This is a genomic window from Aquabacterium sp. (assembly GCF_049274795.1).
Classification (GTDB): domain Bacteria; phylum Pseudomonadota; class Gammaproteobacteria; order Burkholderiales; family Burkholderiaceae_C; genus Aquabacterium.
Window position 1 is genome coordinate 41,580 of the sequence record NZ_JBASTH010000121.1, and the last position, 17,168, is coordinate 58,747.

Here is a 17,168-nt window from a genome sequence, read left to right on the forward strand (position 1 = left end):
ATGCCAAGCCGCCCCGCGCAATGCCGGGCGGCTTTTTTCATGCTCAATCGGCCCGGCGCAAGGTGGCCAACACGGGGCGGTTGAGCAGGCCACGCAGGCTCCACCAACCGGCCAGCATCACCAGCAGCGCGCCCACGGCGGCGCCACCCAGCGGCCCCCACCAAGGCGGCGCCCACGGGAAATCGAACACCTTGAAGGCCAGCGCGCCGCCAATGGCCAGCGCCGCCAGCGAGGCCATGCCCCCGGCCAGCAGGCCCTGGCTGGCCAGCTCCAGCCGCTGCACGCGCGCCAGGTGCTCACGGCTGGCGCCCAGGGCACGCATCACGGCCCAGTCGCCCGCGCGCCGCTCGCGTGAGGACCACAGGCCCGCCAGCAGCACCAGCACGCCCGCCGTCAGCGTGAACAGGAAGAGGAACTCCACCGCGCGGATCACCTGGTCCAGCACGCGCTGTACCTGGCCCACCGACATGGTCACGTCCACCACCGTCACGTTGGGGAACTGGTTCACCAGGGCACGGTCCAGGCTGCTGCCCGGCGCTACACGGAAGGCCGAGATGAAGGTGGCCGGCCACTCGGGCATGTCGGCCACCGGCGCCATCACGAAGAAGTTGACGCGCATCGAACCCCAATCCACCTTGCGCAGGCTGGTGATGCGCGATTCGGACTGCTGCCCGCCCACGTCGAACAGCAGGCGATCGCCCAGCTTCAGGCCCAGGGTCTTGGCGATGCCCTCTTCCACGCTCATCTCGCCCGCGCCGGTGTCCGTGCTGCGGTAGCGGCCGGCCACCACCTCGTTGTGGCGCGGGGCCTGGTCGGCATAGCTCAGGTTGAACTCCCGGTCCACCAGGCGGCGGGCGCGGTCTTCGGTGTAGTCATCGGGGCGCACGGCCTTGCCATTGATGCCCACCAGGCGCGCACGCACCATGGGGTACCAGTCGAAACGCTCGACACCGCCCTGCTTGAGCGCCTGGCGGAAGGCCTCGGCCTGGTCGGGCTGCACGTTGATCACGAAGCGGTTGGGCGCGTCGGGCGGCGTGGCGTTGCGCCAGCTGGCGATCAGGTCGGTGCGGATCAGGATCAGCAGGAACACGGCCAGCAGGCCCAGCGACAGGGCCGACACCTGCGTGATGGTGGCGGCCGGCTGCGCCACCAGCGCACGGATGGCCTGGCGCCACACCACGGGCAGGGTCGCGGCGGAAGGCCTGTCCAGCCAGCGCCGCAGGGCCCACAGCACCAGGCCGGCCAGCAGCGACAGCACGACCACAGCCGCCAGCACACCGCCCAGGGCGATGGAGGCCATCAACGGATCGCGCACCACCAGCGCCAGCAAGGTGACCATGGCCAGCACGCCTCCGGCCATCACGCCCACGGACGCGGCCTTGGGCGTGCCCAGATCACGGCGCAGCACGCGCAGGGCCGGCACCTGGGCCAGTTGCAACAGCGGCGGCAGGCCGAAGCCCAATGTCAGGGCCAGGCCCACGCCCAGCGCCAGCAAGGCCGGCCACCAGCCCGGCGGCGGCAACTCCACCTGCACCAGATCAGACAGCAGCCACACGAAGACCTGGTGGAAGGCACCGCCCACCGCCAGCCCCAGCAGCGAGGCCAGCAGGCCCATCACCAGCAGTTCCAGCGCGTAGGCCTTCATCATGTCGCGCTGGGACACGCCCAGCACGCGCAACAAGGCGCAGTCATCCAGGCGGCGCATCGCGAAATCGCGCGACACCATGGCCACCACCACGGCAGCCATCAGGGCGGCCAGCAGGGCCACCAGGCGCAGGAACAGGCCAGCACGGTCGATGGTCGAGCGCATTTCGGGGCGGCCGTCATCCAGGGTCTCCACGCGCACGCCGCGTGTCTTGGCGGCCTCTTCGCGGGCCTGCACGGTGAAGCGCAGCAGCGTGGCTTCGCCCGCGGCGCCGGAGATGGCCTGGGCCTTGCCGGCACGGCCAACCGCCTGGGGATCGAACGCGGCATCCCCCAGGCGCGCGGCGCTGGCCACCTGCAGGCGCCAGCTCACGCGGCTGGCGGGCTGGATCAGACCCGTGGCGGGCAGGTCGGCCCAGGGCAGCATCACCCGCGGCGAAAAGCTCACGAAGCCGCCGCCCCGGTCGGGCTCGGCAGCGATGACGGCAGCGATGCGGAAGGTGGCATCGCCCAGCAGCAAGGGATCACCCACCTTCAGACCCAGCCCCTGCAACACGCCAGCATCGACCCACACCGTGCCGCGTGCAGGGCCACCGGCAGAGGCAGCCCCCGTGGGCTCGACCGTTCCGCCCGGTGCCCAACGCCCCAGCGTGAGCTTGCCGCGCAGGGGATAGGGACCATCCACCGCCTTGACGGCGACCAGGCGGGTTTCACCGCCCTGCTCGTCCGTGGCGCGCGCCATGCTCGGGAAGGTGGCGGTGCGCGCGGTGCGCAAGCCCAGACCAGCGGCCTGTTCGGCCAGGGCATCGGGCACGGGCTGATCACCCAGCACGATCACATCGCCACCCAGCAACTGGGCGGCATCGCGGTGCAGCCCGCGCTCGATGCGGTCAGCGAACAGGCCCACCGCGGCCAGCGCCGCCACGGCCAGCGCCACAGCCAGCAGCAGCCAGCGCAAGGTGCCGGAGCGCAGGTCACGCCAGATCTGTTGCCATACCCACGAATTCATGTCTGAAACCCCAAGAAGAACACCCGGCGAAGCCAGCGGGCGCAAGCTGCAAGCGTAAGGCCTGGCGGGCGGTTTGAGCGATATCCTGACACCAGCACGATCTGCCCGCCACTGCTATGGTTGATGGGCCGTACCCTTCCACGCCGATCATCATGGCCACGCCGCTCGCACCGCTCTACATCTCTCACGGCTCGCCGATGATCGCCATTGAGCCCAGCCCCACGCAGAAGTTCCTCAAGGCGCTGGGCCCGGCCATCGACGCGGTGTGCGGACGGCCACGGGCCGTGCTGGTGATGAGCGCGCACACCATGGCCCGCGGCGCCGTGCTGCTGGGCGCCAGCCGGCATCACACCATCCATGATTTCGGCGGTTTCCCGCCCGCGCTCTACGAACTGCGCTACGACGCGCCTGGTGACCCCGCCGTGGCACAGATGGCGCAGACCTGTCTGGCGCAAGCCGGATTCGACGTGCCGTTGCTCAACGAAGGTGGGCTGGACCACGGCATCTGGACCGCCCTGATGCACATGTGGCCCCAGGCGGACATCCCCGTGGTGCCGCTGAGCCTGCCGGCCTCGGCCAGCCCTGAGGCCCTGTGGCGCATGGGCCAGGCCCTGAAAGGCCTGCCGCCCGATGTGCTGGTGATCGGCACGGGCAGCCTCACGCACAACTTGCGGCGCGTGTTCGGCAGCGGCCGGCTGCAGGCTGGTCTGGTCGACATGCCCGAAGACCCGGAAAGCGCGGCCTTCCGCCAATGGGTGCTAGAGCACGCCACCGCCGGCGACTGGTCCGCACTGTGGGACTACCGCCGCCAAGCGCCCTATGCCGTGGAGATGCACCCCACCGACGAGCACTGGCGGCCCTTCTATCTGGCCGCGGGTGCAGGCGCCTCACGCGCCGAGCCCGAGCCCCAGGCCGCTGTGCGCTTGCATGAAGCGGTGGAGTTCGGTTGCCTGGCGCTGGATGCCTATGCCTTCGGGCCCGGCGCCGCGGCCCTCAAGACCGCCCTGCTCACTGCGCGAAGCGCTTGAAGGTATCGTCCAGTTCCGCGATCCAGCGGGCCTTGTCGGCCTCGGGCACGAAGCTCGCCTCGAAGCTGTTGCGCGCCAGGGTGTAGGCCGCCTGGGCGTCCAGGTCCAGCGCGTCGAAGACTTCCAGGAAGTTCTGGTTGAGGTAGCCGCCGAAGTAGGCCGGGTCATCCGAGTTGATGGTGACCTTCAGGCCCTGCGCCAGCAGGTGCCCCAGGTTGTGCTGGTCCATCTTGTCGAACACGCACAGCTTGATGTTGGACAGCGGGCAGACAGTCAGTGCTGTGCCCTGCTTGGCCAAGCGCTTGACCAAGTCAGCGTCTTCCACACAGCGCACACCGTGGTCGATGCGCTCGGCGTGCAGCACGTCCAGCGCATCGATGATGTACTGGGCCGGGCCTTCCTCACCCGCGTGGGCCACCAGGTGCAGGCCCAGCTCGCGGCACTTGGCGAACACTCGCGCGAACTTCTCCGGCGGGTTGCCACGCTCGCCCGAATCCAGGCCCACGCCGATGAAGTGCTCGCGGTAAGGCAGCGAAGCCTCCAGCGTCTCAAAGGCGGATTCTTCCGACAGGTGGCGCAAGAAGCACATGATCAGCGAAGCGCTCACGCCCAGTTCGGCCTTGGCGCGCGTGCATGCGCGGCTCAGGCCCTTGATCGCCACCTCGAACGGCACGCCGCGGTCGGTGTGCGTCTGCGGGTCGAAGAACAGCTCGGTGTGGCGGATGTTGTCTTCCTGCGCCTTGAGCAGATAGGCCCAGGCCATGTCGTGGAAGTCATCCTCCTTGAGCAGCACCGAGGCGCCTGCGTAGTAGATGTCCAGAAAGCTCTGCAGATCCGTGAAGGCATAAGCCGCACGCAGCGCCTCCACGCTGGGGTAGCTCAAAGCAACGCCATTACGCCGCGCCAGCGCGAAGATCAGCTCGGGCTCGAGCGAGCCTTCGATGTGCATGTGCAACTCGGCCTTGGGCATGGCCTTGAGCAGGTCGGGCAGGCGCGCGGCTGCAATGTTGGCAACGGGGGATACTGCGGCGCTCATGGGGAGGCTCTCTTTCAACTCAACGGGAAACCATCATCGATCAAAACAAAAGGCCGCCGGGATGAGCGGCGGCCTTTGACATCACGCGCGTCGGGGGTTCACCGTGGCCGCGTGATGCCCTTCATCACTTGCCGGAGGGCACGGAGCCTTCCACGCCCTTGACGTAGAAGTTGATGCCGCCCAAGAACTTGTCGTCGGCGACGGCGTCCTTGGCCAGCACTTCCTTGCCATCCTGACCCACGACCGGACCCTTCCAGATCACGAAGCTGCCGTCCTTCAGGCCATTCTTGATCGTCTCGATCTTGGCCTTCACGTCACCCGGCACAGCGTCGGAGATGGACACCAGGTCGATCGCGCCTTCCTTGACGCCCCACCACACGCCACCGGTCTGCCAGGTGCCTTCGATGGCGTCCTTGGCGGCCTTGGTGTAGTACGGGCCCCAGTTGATCACGGCCGAGGCCAGGTGCGATTTCGGGCCGAACTTGCTCATGTCCGAATCCCAGCCGAAGGCGTGCTTGCCAGCCTTCTCGGCGGCCTGCAGCACGGCGCTGGAGTCGGTGTTCTGGAACAGCACGTCGGCGCCCTGGTTCAGCAGGCTCTGCGCGCCTTCGCTTTCCTTGGGAGGATCGAACCAGGCGTTGACCCACACGACCTTGGTCTTGATCTTGGGATTGACGCTCTGCGCACCCAGCGTGAACGAGTTGATGTTGCGGATCACCTCAGGAATGGGGATCGAGCCCACCACGCCCAGCGTGTTGGACTTGGTGACGCTGCCCGCGATGACGCCGGCCATGTACGCGCCTTCATAGGTGCGGGCGTCGTAGGTGCGCATGTTGGGCGCGGTCTTGTAGCCGGTGCCGTGCTCGAACTTCACGTTCGGGTTGTCGGCGGCCACCTTGAGCATGGGCTCCATGTAGCCGAAGGTGGTGCCGATGATGAGCGTGTTGCCCTGGGCCACCAAGTCACGGATCACGCGCTCGGCCTCGGGGCCCTCGGGCACTTTCTCGACGAAGGTGGTCTTGACCTTGTCGCCCAGCTCCTTCTCCATCTCCAGGCGGCCGCGGTCGTGCGCATAGGTCCAGCCGGCATCGCCCACGGGGCCGATGTAGGCAAAGGCGATGTTCAGCGGGGCGCTGGCGGCCACGGCTGCAGGGGCGGCGGAAGCCGCTTCGGAAGCGGCCGGCGCGGCGGCTTCTTCCTTCTTGCCGCAACCCACCAGGGCGGCGGTGGCGGCCAGGCTGGCCCAGCCGGCCAGCTTGAGCATCGAACGTTTGGACAAGTTCGGACGAGAGGTCATGTCATCTCCAAGGGGGTGAAATGTGTATACAGACTGACGACGCCAGCGGCGATCATGCACCGTCAGACGCCAGGATGGAAGGGTTTACCCAGTGAGGCGGGCATGTTGATGCGAATCCACGTCGGATTGCGCGAGATCAGCACCAGCACGACGATGGTGGCCACGTAGGGCAGCATGGTCAGCCACTGGCTGGCGATCTGGATGCCCTGCCCCTGCATCTGGAACTGCAGCATGGTCACGCCGCCGAACAGGTAGGCGCCCAGCAGCACGCGCGCCGGCCGCCAGGTGGCGAAGGTGGTCAGCGCCAGGGCAATCCAGCCCTTGCCGGCCACCATGCCCTCGACCCACAGCGGCGTGTACGACAGCGAGATGAAGGCCCCGGCCAGGCCGCACAGCGCACCGCCCGCCATCACCGCCGCCAGCCGGATGGGCCGCACGCGGTAGCCCAGCGCATGCGCCGATTCGGGCGATTCACCCACGGCGCGTAGCACCAGTCCGGCACGCGAGCGCATCAGGAACCAGGTCATGCCAATGGCCAGCGCGATGGCCAGGTAGACCATCGGGTGGTGCTTGAAGAAGGCCGTGCCCACGAAAGGCAGATCCGACAGACCGGGGATGTTGAAGTGCGGCCGCTCGGGCAGCTTCTCCTGCGTGTACTTGATGCCGGCGAAGGCGCTCAAGCCCGCCCCGAACAGGCTCAGCGCCAGGCCCGTGGCGTACTGGTTGGTGTTGAGCCAGATCACCAGCACGCCGAACAACGCAGCCATGCCGGCCCCGGCCAGTGCGCCGGCGGTGAAGCCCACCCAGTCGCTGCCACTGTGGACCACCGCCGCGAAACCGGCAATGGCGGCCACGAGCATCATGCCCTCGGCTCCCAGGTTGAGCACGCCGGAGCGTTCGTTGATCAAGAGGCCCAGCGAGGCCAGGGCCACGACCGTGCCCGCATTGAGCGTGGCGGCGATCAGCAACGCCAGGGAATCAGCGGTCAGACCGGTCATTTGGAGGCCACCCAGCGCAGACGTTGATGGATGAAGGTGTCACAGGCCAGCAGCGCGAACAGCAGCATGCCCTGGAAGACACCCGTGAGGGCCTTGGGCAGCCCCAGGCGGGACTGGGCCAGTTCGCCCCCGATGTAGAACATGCTCATCAGCACCGCCGAGAACACGATGCCCACGGGATGCAGGCGCCCCACGAAGGCCACGATGATGGCCGCGAAGCCATAGCCCAGCGGCACATAGGGCGTGAGCTGGCCTTGCGGCCCGGCCACGTCCAGCGCGCCTGCCAGGCCGGCCATGCCGCCCGACACCAGCAGCGCCGTCCACAGCGCCTTGCGCGACGAGAAGCCCGCATAGCGCGCCGCTGCCGGCGCCAGGCCGCCCACCTGCAACTGGAAGCCCGCGAACGTGCGGAACAGGAAGATGGTGAAGCCCACCACCGCCGCCAGCGCAATGAACACGCCGATGTTCAGCCGGAAGCCCTGGAAAATCTTGGGCACCCGTGTCGCATCCAGGAAGGTGATGGTCTGCGGGAAGTTGTAGCCCGCCGGGTCCTTCCACGGCCCGTAGACCAGGTAGCTCAGCAGCATCTCGGCCACGTAGACCAGCATCAGGCTGACCAGGATCTCGCTGGCATTGAAGCGGTCACGCAGCAGCGCCACGATGGCCGCCCACAGCATGCCGCCCACCATGCCGGCCAGCAGCACGAGCACGAAGATCCAGGCGCCCGTCTCGGGCGTGGCGCGCATGGCCACGCCACCCGCGAAGATCGCACCCAGGATGAACTGCCCCTCGGCGCCGATGTTCCACAGGTTGGCGCGGAAGCACACCGACAGGCCCAAGGCGATCAGGATCAGCGGCGTGGCCTTCAGGCTCAGTTCGGACAGCGCATAGCCGCTCTTGAGCGGTTCGATGAAGAACATGCGCAGGCCGGCCACCGGGTCTTTGCCCAGCGACATGAACAGGACCACGCCGATCACCACCGTGATCGCCAGCGCGATCAGCGGCGAGGCCAGCGTCAGCACCTTCGAAGGTGCGGGACGCGGTTCAAGCTTGAACATGCGCACCCCCCTGCTTGGCCGATGCTGTGGCATCCGTGTCCCACAGGCCGCTCATCCAGGCACCCACGCGCTCGATGGTGGCCTCGCCGGCCGGGATGCTGGGCGACAGGCGCCCCTGGGCCATGACCAGCAGGCGGTCGCAGATCTCGAACAATTCGTCCAGCTCCTCGCTGACCACGAGCACGGCACAACCGGCATCGCGCAGCTTCAACAACTCGCCGCGGATCTGGGCCGCGGCGCCCACGTCGACACCCCAGGTGGGCTGGGAGACGAGCAGCACTTTCGGGCGCGCATCGATCTCGCGGCCCATGATGAACTTCTGCAGGTTGCCGCCCGACAGGCTGCGCGCCAGCGCCGGGTGCCCGCCGGCCTTGACCTTGTAGCGCTCGATCAGGCTTGAAGCCATGGCCTGGATGCCACCCAGGCGCAACCAGCCGCCCGCGCCCACTTCTTCCTTGCGGGTGAGCAAGGTGTTCTGGGCCAGGGACATGGTCGGCACGGCGCCGCGCCCCAGGCGCTCTTCAGGCACGCTGTGCAGGCCCAGGCGGCGGCGCACGCCGGGTGCCGCGCGGCTGATGTCCTGACCGAACAGCGTGATGCTGCCTTGTGCACAGCGCGGATCTTCACCACTCAGGGCCGCCATGAAGGCCTGCTGACCGTTGCCCGACACACCCGCGATGCCGACGATCTCGCCGGCATGCAGGTTCAGGTCGATGCCGCGCAGGCTCACGCCGAACGGATCCACACGCGGCAGATCGAGTGCGCGCACCTGCAGAGCTACTTCGCCCAACGTGGGCGTGTGGCGTTCCAGCGCGGGCGGTTCGGCACCGATCATCAGGCGCGACAGGCTGGCGTTGGTCTCCTGGCGCGGATCGACCTCGCCGGTGACCTTGCCGCCGCGCAGCACGGTGCAGCGGTGGCACAGCGCGCGGATCTCATCGAGCTTGTGGCTGATGTAGAGGATGGAGCAGCCCTTGTCCGCCAGTTGGCGCAAGGTGACAAAGAGCTTCTCGACCGCCTGCGGTGTCAGCACCGAGGTCGGCTCATCGAGGATCAGCACCTGCGGGTTGGTCATCAGCGCACGGACGATCTCGATGCGCTGGCGCTCGCCCACGGTCAGCGAGTGCACATGGCGCTGCGGATCAACCTCGAGCCCGTATTCGCCCGAGACCTGCTTGATGCGTTCGGTGACTTCGGCCAGGCTGAGCGATTTATCGAGGCCCAGCCACACGTTCTCGGCCGCCGTGAGGGTGTCGAACAGCGAGAAGTGCTGGAACACCATGCTGATGCCCAGCGCGCGCGCCTCTTGCGGCGACTTGATGTGCACGCGCTCGCCGTTGAACAGGATCTCGCCGGCGTCGGGCTTGACGGCGCCGAAGATGATCTTCATCAGCGTGGACTTGCCCGCGCCGTTTTCGCCCAGCACGGCGTGGATCTCGCCGGGTGCGACCTTGAGGCTGACATCGTCGTTGGCTCTGACCGCCGGGTACTGCTTGGTGATGTGTTGGAGTTCGAGCCGCCAGGTCATGGTGTTGCGTTGTTTTCAGTGCGCTGGATCAGGGAACTGCGGGCCCCACGATACGACAAGCGTCGCGGCCGTCAAGGGCGGACAAACCGGGGTTGCCCTGCCACCACGGTGGCCGCGAGGTTGCGCTCATCGCCCAGGGTGATCCAGGCAAAGACCCTCTCGTGCAAATCCCGGGCCAGCCCGTCGCGATGCAGGGCCACGGGGCCGACGGCGGTGTCCCAAATGGCCAGATCGGCCATCAGGCCCGGCTCGACGCGTCCGATTTCATCATGCAAACCCAGGTGCTGCGCCGCGCCGGCCGTGGCCGCATGCAGGGCCTTCCAGGCGCTCAGGCGCACGCCCTGCATCGCCTGGATCTTGTAGGCATCGGCCATGTTGCGCAGCATGGACAGGCTGGTGCCGCCCCCCACGTCGCTGGCCAGGCTCACGTTCACGCCCGATTGCTCGGCCAGGCGCCAGTCGAACAGGCCGCTGCCCAGGAACAGGTTGGACGAGGGGCTGTGCGCGATCTGGGCACCGTGGTCGCGCAGCACGGCGCGGTCGTTGTCGTCCAGCCAGATGCCGTGGGCCAGCACGGCGCGCGGGCCGATCAGGCCGTCGCGGTCGTACACATCGAGGTAGCTGCGCGCCGTGGGGAAAAGCTCGGCCACCCAGCGCACCTCGTCGCGGTTTTCGGCCACGTGGGTCTGCATGTAGGCGCCAGGGTGGTGCTGCACCAGTTGACCGGCCATGACGAGTTGCTCGGGCGTGCTGGTGGGCGCGAAGCGCACGGTCACGGCGTAGCTTTGCCGATCCTTGCCGTGCCAGCGCTGGATCAGGTCCACGCAATCGCGCTCGGCCTGGGCTACATCGTCGCGCAGGCCGTCGGGGGCGTGGCGGTCCATCAGCACCTTGCCGGTGATCAGGCGCATGCGGGCTTCGGAGCCGCGGCGGAACAAGGCCTCCGCGCTGGTCTTGTGCACGGTGGCGAAGATCACGGCGCTGGTGGTGCCGTGGGCCCACAGGGCTTCGAGGAAGCGCTCCGCGCCCTCGTCGGCCACCCCATCATCCACATAGCGGCGCTCGGCCGGGAAGGTGTAGGTGTTGAGCCAGTCCAGCAGTTCGGTGCCGTAGCTGGCGATCACGTCCAGCTGCGGGCAATGCACGTGGGTGTCGATGAAGCCGGGCATGATCAGCCGGCCCCGATGATCCAACTGTTCGGCGATCTGCCAATCCGGGCTCAAGGCCTCACTGGCCGGCTGCACGGCGGCAATGCGCTCGCCTTCGATCAGCACCAGGTGATCCGGCCGGAAGCGCACCCCGGGCGATTCGCCGGGCGCGTTGAAACCGGGATCGGCCGTGAAATCCAGGACATCGCCCCGCAGCACTTTGCGGGAGTCGTTAGACACAGCGCGTGGTACGGCACTGAGTGTGGAGGCGGTGGGCGGCTGGAGCATGCGACGGGCGGGATTGTAGGGGCCAAACAGGGCCAAAACACACAGGCGTCAGGGCGCCCGAACCACCGGCAACGTCTCCGCGCGCCAGGGTGGACGAACGTGCTGCAGATTGCGTACCACCTCGCGCACTTGTTCACGCAGCCAGCGGCTGGCGGCGGAATGGTGCGTCAGGTCGTGCCAGAGCTGATAGTAGTTCATCGTGGGGAAGCTCACCGGGCAGCGGATGATCTTGACCTGCAACTGCTGGGCATAGCGTTCGCAGAAGCGCCGGCCAGTAGTGAGCACCAGCAGGGAGCCGGCCACCATGTAGGGCAGTTGCGCGAAATGCGGGTTGCGCACCACCACGTTGCGGCGCAGGCCCTGCATGGACAGGTGCTCGTCGATGATGCCGATGCCCCCCGGGTGCAGGGCCGGCGGTGACACGTGCTCGGCGGCCAGGTACTGCTCCACCGTCCAGGCACGCTTGCCTTCGCGCGGCAGGCGCGCGGCGGGGTGGTCTTCGGACACCATGCAGACCACCTCGTCGCTCAGCAGGCGGCCCAGGTGCAGTTCGTCCGACGGTTCCAGCCAGTTGCCGATGACCAGATCGACCTCGCCACGCGACAGGCTGCGGCGGTAGTCCAAATCCACCGACAAAGGCACAAACTCGATGCGCAGATTGGGGGCCTGCCGCTTGAGGTGCAGCGTGAGTTCTGGCAGAAAGAAGGGGTCGAGGTAATCCGTGGCCGCGATGCGGAAGGTAAGCGAGGTGGTGCCCAGGTCGAAATCCCGCACGCTGCTCTTGTGGCCGAACATGGCCTGGGCGTTGTGCAGGATGATGGATGCAGGTTCGAGCAGGCTCAGCGCAACATCGGTGGGCGCCATGGACTGGCCCACGCGCACCAGCAGCGGGTCACCCGTCAGGTCACGCAGGCGCTTGAGCTGCGCGCTGACGGCGGGCTGGCTGGACTGCAGGCGAATGGCGGCCCGCGACACGCTGCATTCGGTGATCACGGTGTGCAGGACTCGGATAAGAGAGATATCGATCTTGTCGAAAACAGCTTGCTTGGTCATATGATCCCCCTAATACAACATATCAGGCTGATGCTATACCGAAGCACCCACGGGGCGATACCCTCCAAAGGGTGAAGCGCCGCGCCTCCACCGGCCCTTTGCTGGAACGACGTTTGCTGGAGTTTCGCCATGAGCGCCCCCACCCCCTTGCCCCCCACAGAATCCTTCCCCCGCCCGGTGCGTTTCATGCACCAGGGTGAGATCCACGCCGTCAGCCACCTGCCGCCCACCACCACGGTGCTGCAATGGCTGCGCGAGCACGCCCACTGCACCGGCACCAAGGAAGGCTGCGCCGAAGGCGATTGCGGCGCCTGCACCGTCGTGTTGGGCCAGCCCGATGCCAGCGCGCCCGGCGGCGTCGCCCTCAAGAGCGTCAACGCCTGCATCCAGTTCCTGCCCTCGCTCGACGGCCAGGCCCTGTTCACCGTGGAAGACGTGGCCAGCACCAACGGCGGCCAGGCGCACCCCTGCCAGCAGGCTTTGGTCGACTGCCACGGCTCGCAGTGCGGCTTCTGCACGCCCGGCTTCGTGATGTCGCTGTGGAACATGTACCAGCACCACGACCACGCCGTGTCTCGTGAGAACGCGGCCGATGCGCTGAGCGGCAACCTGTGCCGCTGCACCGGCTACCGCCCGATCCTGGACGCGGCCGAGCAGATGTACAAGCTGCCCCGCGTGGCGCTGGACCTGGCGCCCGTGGCCGAGGCCCTGCAGCGCCTGCAGGCCGAGGACACCGGCACCTTCATCTACGAGGCGCGTGACGCGGCAGATCCTTCGCGTACGGCACGCTTCATCGCGCCGCGCACGCTGGATGAACTGGCCCGCTGGCGCGCCGCCCTGCCCCAGGCCCGCCTGCTGGCCGGCGCCACGGACATCGGGCTGTGGGTGACCAAGCAGTTCCGCGCTTTAGGCGACATCATTTACCTGGGCCGTGTGGACGAGCTCAAGGCGATCAGGCCCTGGGGACCGGCCGACGCACCGCAGGGTCTGGAGATCAACACCGGCGCCTCGCTGGAAGACGCCTGGGGCCTGCTGGCCAAGCACGTGCCCGCGCTGCGAGAGATCTGGCTGCGCTTTGCCTCGCCACCGGTGCGCCACTCCGGCACCCTGGGCGGCAACATCGCCAACGGCTCGCCCATCGGCGACAGCCCGCCGGTGCTGCTGGCCATGGGCGCCGAGATCGTGCTGCGACATGGCGAGGCCACGCGCACCCTGCCCTTGTCCGAGTTCTACCTGGACTACATGAAGAACGCGATGCAGCCCGGCGAGTTCGTGCAGGCGCTGCGCGTGCCGCTGCCCGCCGCCGGCTCCGCCCTGCGCGCCTACAAGATCAGCAAGCGCCGCGACAGCGACATCTCCGCCGTGTGCACGGGCCTGTGGCTGCGCCTGGATGGCGACACCATCGCCGAGGCCCGCGTGGCGTTTGGCGGCATGGCGGCCACCGCGCGTCGTTCGCCGCTGGCCGAAGCCGCCCTGGTCGGCCAGCCCTGGACGGAAGCCACCCTGCGCGCCGCGCAGGCCGCGCTGGCCCAGGATTTCACCCCCCTTAGTGACATGCGCGCCACGGCGGCGTATCGTCAACGTGTGGCGGCCAACCTGCTGGAACGCTGGTGGCTCGAAACCCGCCCCGCATCGCCCCTGAAGGCCGATGTGATCCAGGTGTGGCCCGCCACGGTCTGAGCGCAGGAGGTACACACCATGAACCAGACCGTCGAACCCTTCCTGAAGCAGGCAGCCAGCGCCGCCGGCCAGAGCAAGCACCACGAATCCGCGCACCTGCACGTCACCGGCAGCGCGCCCTACACCGACGACATCCTCGAACTGCAAGGCACGCTGCACTGCGCCCTGGGCCTGTCGCCCGTGGCCCATGGCGAGTTGCTGGGCATCGACCTGGACGCCGTCAAGGCGATGCCGGGCGTGGTCGCCGTGATCACCGCCGCCGACATCCCCGGCGTCAACGACTGCGGCGCCATCACGCACGACGACCCCATCCTGGCCGATGGCGAGCTGATGTATCTGGGCCAGCCCGTGTTCGCGGTGCTGTCGGCTGATCGCGAGGCCGCGCGCCGCGCCGCCGCCACCGCATCCAAGGTGATCAAGTTCAAGGAACTGCCCGCGCTGCTGACGCCGGAGCAAGGCCACGCCGCCCAGAGCTACGTGGTGCCGCCCATGCACATGGTGCGCGGCGACGCCGCCACCGCGCTGGCCGCCGCGCCCCACCGCCTGGACGTGCACGTGGACCTGGGCGGGCAGGAGCAGTTCTACCTGGAGGGACAGATCTCCTACGCCGTGCCGCGCGAGAACGACGGCATGCTGGTGTACTGCTCCACCCAGCACCCCAGCGAGATGCAGCACCACATTGCCGTGGCGCTGGGCCTGCACTCGCACCATGTGCAGATCGAATGCCGGCGCATGGGCGGCGGCTTCGGCGGCAAGGAATCCCAGTCGGGCGTGTTCGCGTGCATCGCGGCCGTGGCGGCGCGCAAGCTCAAGCGCCCCGTGAAGCTGCGCCCCGATCGTGACGACGACTTCATGATCACCGGCCGGCGCCATTGCTTCTATCACGACATGGCCCTGGGCTATGACGACGAGGGCCGCGTGCTGGGCACCGAGGTGAGCATGGTCTCGCGCTCGGGCTTCTCGGCGGATCTGTCGGCCCCCGTGATGGGCCGTGCGCTGTGCCACTTCGACAATGCCTACTGGCTGCCGCACGTGGCCATGCATGGCTTCTGCGCGCGCACCAACACGCAGAGCAACACGGCCTTCCGTGGCTTCGGCGGGCCGCAAGGCGCCTTCGCCATCGAGTACGCGCTGGATTCCATCGCACGCGAACTGGGCAAGGACGCCCTGGACGTGCGCCTGGCCAACCTCTATGGCGTGGACACCAACAACGTCACGCCCTACGGCCAGGTGGTCGAGGACAACGTGCTGCAGCCGCTGCTGGGCGAGCTGATCGCCAGCAGCGACTACCGCGCGCGCCGCGCCGACATCGATGCCTTCAACGCCACCAGCCCCGTGCTCAAGAAGGGCCTGGCGCTCACGCCGCTGAAGTTCGGCATCTCCTTCAACGTGGTGCACCTGAACCAGGCTGGTGCCATCGTGCATGTGTACACCGACGGCAGCGTGCTGGTGAACCACGGCGGCACCGAAATGGGGCAAGGCCTGAACACCAAAGTGGCGCAGATGGTGGCGCACACGCTGGGCCTGAGCCTGGAGCGCGTGCGCGTGACGGCCACCGACACGCACAAGGTGGTCAACACCTCGGCCACGGCCGCCTCCACCGGCACCGACTTGAACGGCAAGGCCGCGCAGGATGCGGCGCTGACCATCCGCAAACGCCTCACGCAGTTCCTGGCCGAGAAGCACAAGGTGCCGGCCGAGAGCATTCACTTCGCCAATGACCATGTCGAGGTGGCTGGCAGCCCCCTGCCTTTCGATGGCGTGGTGATGGAGGCCTACATGGCCCGCGTGCAACTGTGGTCCGACGGTTTCTACACCACGCCCAAGCTGCACTGGGACCGCGAGACCATGCAGGGCCATCCCTTCTTTTACTTTGCCTACGGCGCGGCCTGCAGCGAGGTGCTGATGGACACGCTCACCGGCGAATGGAAGCTGCTGCGCGCCGACGTGCTGCACGACGTCGGCCAATCCATCAACCCCGCGCTGGACATCGGCCAGGTCGAGGGCGCCTTCATCCAGGGCATGGGCTGGCTGACGACTGAAGAGCTGTACTGGCACCCCAAGACGGGCAAGCTGCTGACCCACGCACCGTCCACCTACAAGATCCCGACCGCCAGCGATTGCCCCGAGGACTTCCGCGTCAAGCTCTTCGACAACCGCAACGTAGAAGACACGATTTACCGATCAAAGGCCGTAGGCGAGCCGCCGCTGTTGCTGCCCTTCTCCGTGTTCTTCGCGCTGCGCGATGCGGTGTCGAGCGTGGGCGGGCACAAGGTGAACCCGCCATTGCGAGCACCGGCCACGTCGGAAGCGCTGCTGGATGCGGTCGATGCCGTGAAGGCGGCGGTGCGGGCAGGTGCCTGAGCGGCATATGCTGCCCATGCAGACCATCATCGGCACGGGCAACACGACGCCTCATCCCTGCCAGCATGAAGCGGGGACGAGCACGCCATGAACGCCCTGAGCAACACCGCCCTGCACCAGGCCGCGCGCCAGTGGCTGGCCGATGGCACGCCCGCGCTGGTGGTGCAGGTGCGCGAGGTGCGCGGCTCCACCCCGCGTGAAACAGACGCGCGCATGCTGGTGTGCCTCGATGAGGCGCAAGGCACCATCGGCGGCGGCCATCTGGAGTGGCAGGCCATCGCGATGGCGCGCCAGGCCCTGCGCGAACATGCCCAGGGCAGTGCCTCATCAGCTCAAACAGGGAAGACGCTCGCTGCCTGGACGCACACCTTCGCGCTCGGCCCCACGCTGGGCCAGTGCTGCGGCGGTGTGGTGGTGCTGGCCTTCGATCCGCTGGATTCGACGGCCTTGACGCGCTGGCCGGCCGTGGCGCCGCGCTTCAGGCTGGACCTGCACGGCGCCGGCCACGTCGGCCAAGCCATCGTCAAGCTGCTGGCCGACATCGATTGCGAGGTGCGCTGGATCGACCAGCGGCTGGACGATTCGCCGCAAGCCCTGCCCGGCGACGAAGCCACGCTGGGCCTGCCCACTGGTCGCGACCTGGCCGCCCTGCCGCCGCACATCCGCTGCCTGCCTACAGAGGATGCGGCGGCCGAGGTGGCCTACGCGCCACCGGCCAGCCTGCACCTGGTACTCACGCACCGCCATGACCTGGACCTCGCCATCGTCGATGCGCTGCTGCGGCGCGAGGATATTCGCCTGGGCCGAGCTTGGGTGGGCCTGATCGGCTCGCGCACCAAGCGCGCCGCCTTCGAGCACCGCCTGCAGGCACGCGGCCACGCGCCCGAACTGATCGCACGCATCGCCTGTCCCATCGGCCTGCCGGGCATCGTCGGCAAGGAGCCGGCCGTGATCGCCGTGTCGGTGGTCGGCCAGCTGCTGCAACTGGCGCCGCCATCGGCCAGTCATTAGGCCTGTCCCACAAGCCGTGACTGACA

12 protein-coding genes are annotated in these 17,168 nt (G+C 68.0%); 4 read left to right on the forward strand and 8 right to left on the reverse strand.

What is annotated here, in order from left to right; genetic code table 11:
- Window positions 1–43: 43 nt before the first annotated feature.
- Window positions 44–2,653: an ABC transporter permease gene (locus WAQ08_RS20745; RefSeq protein WP_422194370.1), complete on the reverse strand. Its 2,610-nt coding sequence runs from the start codon at window positions 2,651–2,653 to the stop codon at window positions 44–46.
- A 152-nt stretch (window positions 2,654–2,805) separates the two neighbouring features.
- On the opposite strand from WAQ08_RS20745, the gene WAQ08_RS20750 reads away from it, so the two are divergent.
- Window positions 2,806–3,681 (forward strand): DODA-type extradiol aromatic ring-opening family dioxygenase, encoded by an 876-nt coding sequence (locus WAQ08_RS20750; protein ID WP_422194372.1) that lies wholly within the window; start codon window positions 2,806–2,808, stop codon window positions 3,679–3,681.
- Here WAQ08_RS20750 and WAQ08_RS20755 read toward each other — a convergent pair.
- The 7 genes from WAQ08_RS20755 to WAQ08_RS20785 all read right to left on the reverse strand — a co-directional run bounded on the left by WAQ08_RS20755 (window position 3,662) and on the right by WAQ08_RS20785 (window position 12,087).
- Window positions 3,662–4,717 (reverse strand): adenosine deaminase, encoded by a 1,056-nt coding sequence (locus WAQ08_RS20755; RefSeq protein ID WP_422194374.1) that lies wholly within the window; start codon window positions 4,715–4,717, stop codon window positions 3,662–3,664. The two genes, WAQ08_RS20750 and WAQ08_RS20755, sit on opposite strands and share 20 nt — an antisense overlap.
- Before the next feature lie 124 nt (window positions 4,718–4,841).
- Window positions 4,842–6,014, reverse strand: a complete 1,173-nt coding sequence (locus tag WAQ08_RS20760; protein WP_422194376.1) for a BMP family ABC transporter substrate-binding protein — start codon at window positions 6,012–6,014, stop codon at window positions 4,842–4,844.
- Between the two features lie 62 nt (window positions 6,015–6,076).
- Window positions 6,077–7,012 (reverse strand): ABC transporter permease, encoded by a 936-nt coding sequence (locus WAQ08_RS20765; protein WP_422194378.1) that lies wholly within the window; start codon window positions 7,010–7,012, stop codon window positions 6,077–6,079.
- Entirely contained in the window at window positions 7,009–8,070 is a 1,062-nt protein-coding gene (locus WAQ08_RS20770) for an ABC transporter permease (RefSeq protein ID WP_422194379.1), read from the reverse strand. The genes WAQ08_RS20765 and WAQ08_RS20770 overlap by 4 nt, the downstream gene beginning before the upstream one ends.
- The gene (locus WAQ08_RS20775; protein WP_422194381.1) at window positions 8,057–9,598 is read right to left on the reverse strand and encodes an ABC transporter ATP-binding protein; all 1,542 of its coding nucleotides are present in this window, start codon (window positions 9,596–9,598) and stop codon (window positions 8,057–8,059) included. Before WAQ08_RS20775 ends, WAQ08_RS20770 begins: the two co-directional genes overlap by 14 nt.
- Before the next feature lie 71 nt (window positions 9,599–9,669).
- Window positions 9,670–10,986 (reverse strand): guanine deaminase, encoded by a 1,317-nt coding sequence (gene guaD, locus WAQ08_RS20780; RefSeq protein ID WP_422194383.1) that lies wholly within the window; start codon window positions 10,984–10,986, stop codon window positions 9,670–9,672.
- A 96-nt stretch (window positions 10,987–11,082) separates the two neighbouring features.
- Complete coding sequence (locus tag WAQ08_RS20785; protein WP_422194385.1) at window positions 11,083–12,087, reverse strand: LysR family transcriptional regulator; 1,005 nt, start codon at window positions 12,085–12,087, stop codon at window positions 11,083–11,085.
- A 129-nt stretch (window positions 12,088–12,216) separates the two neighbouring features.
- Between WAQ08_RS20785 and xdhA the strand changes: the two genes are divergently transcribed.
- The 3 genes from xdhA to xdhC all read left to right on the forward strand — a co-directional run bounded on the left by xdhA (window position 12,217) and on the right by xdhC (window position 17,142).
- Window positions 12,217–13,767, forward strand: a complete 1,551-nt coding sequence (gene xdhA, locus WAQ08_RS20790) for a xanthine dehydrogenase small subunit (RefSeq protein ID WP_422194386.1) — start codon at window positions 12,217–12,219, stop codon at window positions 13,765–13,767.
- Between the two features lie 18 nt (window positions 13,768–13,785).
- On the forward strand, window positions 13,786–16,131 hold the full coding sequence (xdhB, locus tag WAQ08_RS20795; RefSeq protein ID WP_422194387.1) for a xanthine dehydrogenase molybdopterin binding subunit: 2,346 nt from the start codon (window positions 13,786–13,788) through the stop codon (window positions 16,129–16,131).
- Between the two features lie 87 nt (window positions 16,132–16,218).
- Window positions 16,219–17,142, forward strand: a complete 924-nt coding sequence (gene xdhC / locus WAQ08_RS20800; protein ID WP_422194388.1) for a xanthine dehydrogenase accessory protein XdhC — start codon at window positions 16,219–16,221, stop codon at window positions 17,140–17,142.
- Window positions 17,143–17,168 lie beyond the last annotated feature (26 nt).

Bases quoted from the DNA above. Each gene is read 5' to 3' on its own strand.
- WAQ08_RS20745 (WP_422194370.1), bottom strand. From the start codon at position 2,653: ATGAATTCGTGGGTATGGCAACAGATCTGGCGTGACCTGCGCTCCGGC.
- WAQ08_RS20750 (WP_422194372.1), top strand. From the start codon at position 2,806: ATGGCCACGCCGCTCGCACCGCTCTACATCTCTCACGGCTCGCCGATG.
- WAQ08_RS20755 (WP_422194374.1), bottom strand. From the start codon at position 4,717: ATGAGCGCCGCAGTATCCCCCGTTGCCAACATTGCAGCCGCGCGCCTG.
- WAQ08_RS20760 (WP_422194376.1), bottom strand. From the start codon at position 6,014: ATGACCTCTCGTCCGAACTTGTCCAAACGTTCGATGCTCAAGCTGGCC.
- WAQ08_RS20765 (WP_422194378.1), bottom strand. From the start codon at position 7,012: ATGACCGGTCTGACCGCTGATTCCCTGGCGTTGCTGATCGCCGCCACG.
- WAQ08_RS20770 (WP_422194379.1), bottom strand. From the start codon at position 8,070: ATGTTCAAGCTTGAACCGCGTCCCGCACCTTCGAAGGTGCTGACGCTG.
- WAQ08_RS20775 (WP_422194381.1), bottom strand. From the start codon at position 9,598: ATGACCTGGCGGCTCGAACTCCAACACATCACCAAGCAGTACCCGGCG.
- WAQ08_RS20785 (WP_422194385.1), bottom strand. From the start codon at position 12,087: ATGACCAAGCAAGCTGTTTTCGACAAGATCGATATCTCTCTTATCCGA.
- xdhA (WP_422194386.1), top strand. From the start codon at position 12,217: ATGAGCGCCCCCACCCCCTTGCCCCCCACAGAATCCTTCCCCCGCCCG.
- xdhB (WP_422194387.1), top strand. From the start codon at position 13,786: ATGAACCAGACCGTCGAACCCTTCCTGAAGCAGGCAGCCAGCGCCGCC.
- xdhC (WP_422194388.1), top strand. From the start codon at position 16,219: ATGAACGCCCTGAGCAACACCGCCCTGCACCAGGCCGCGCGCCAGTGG.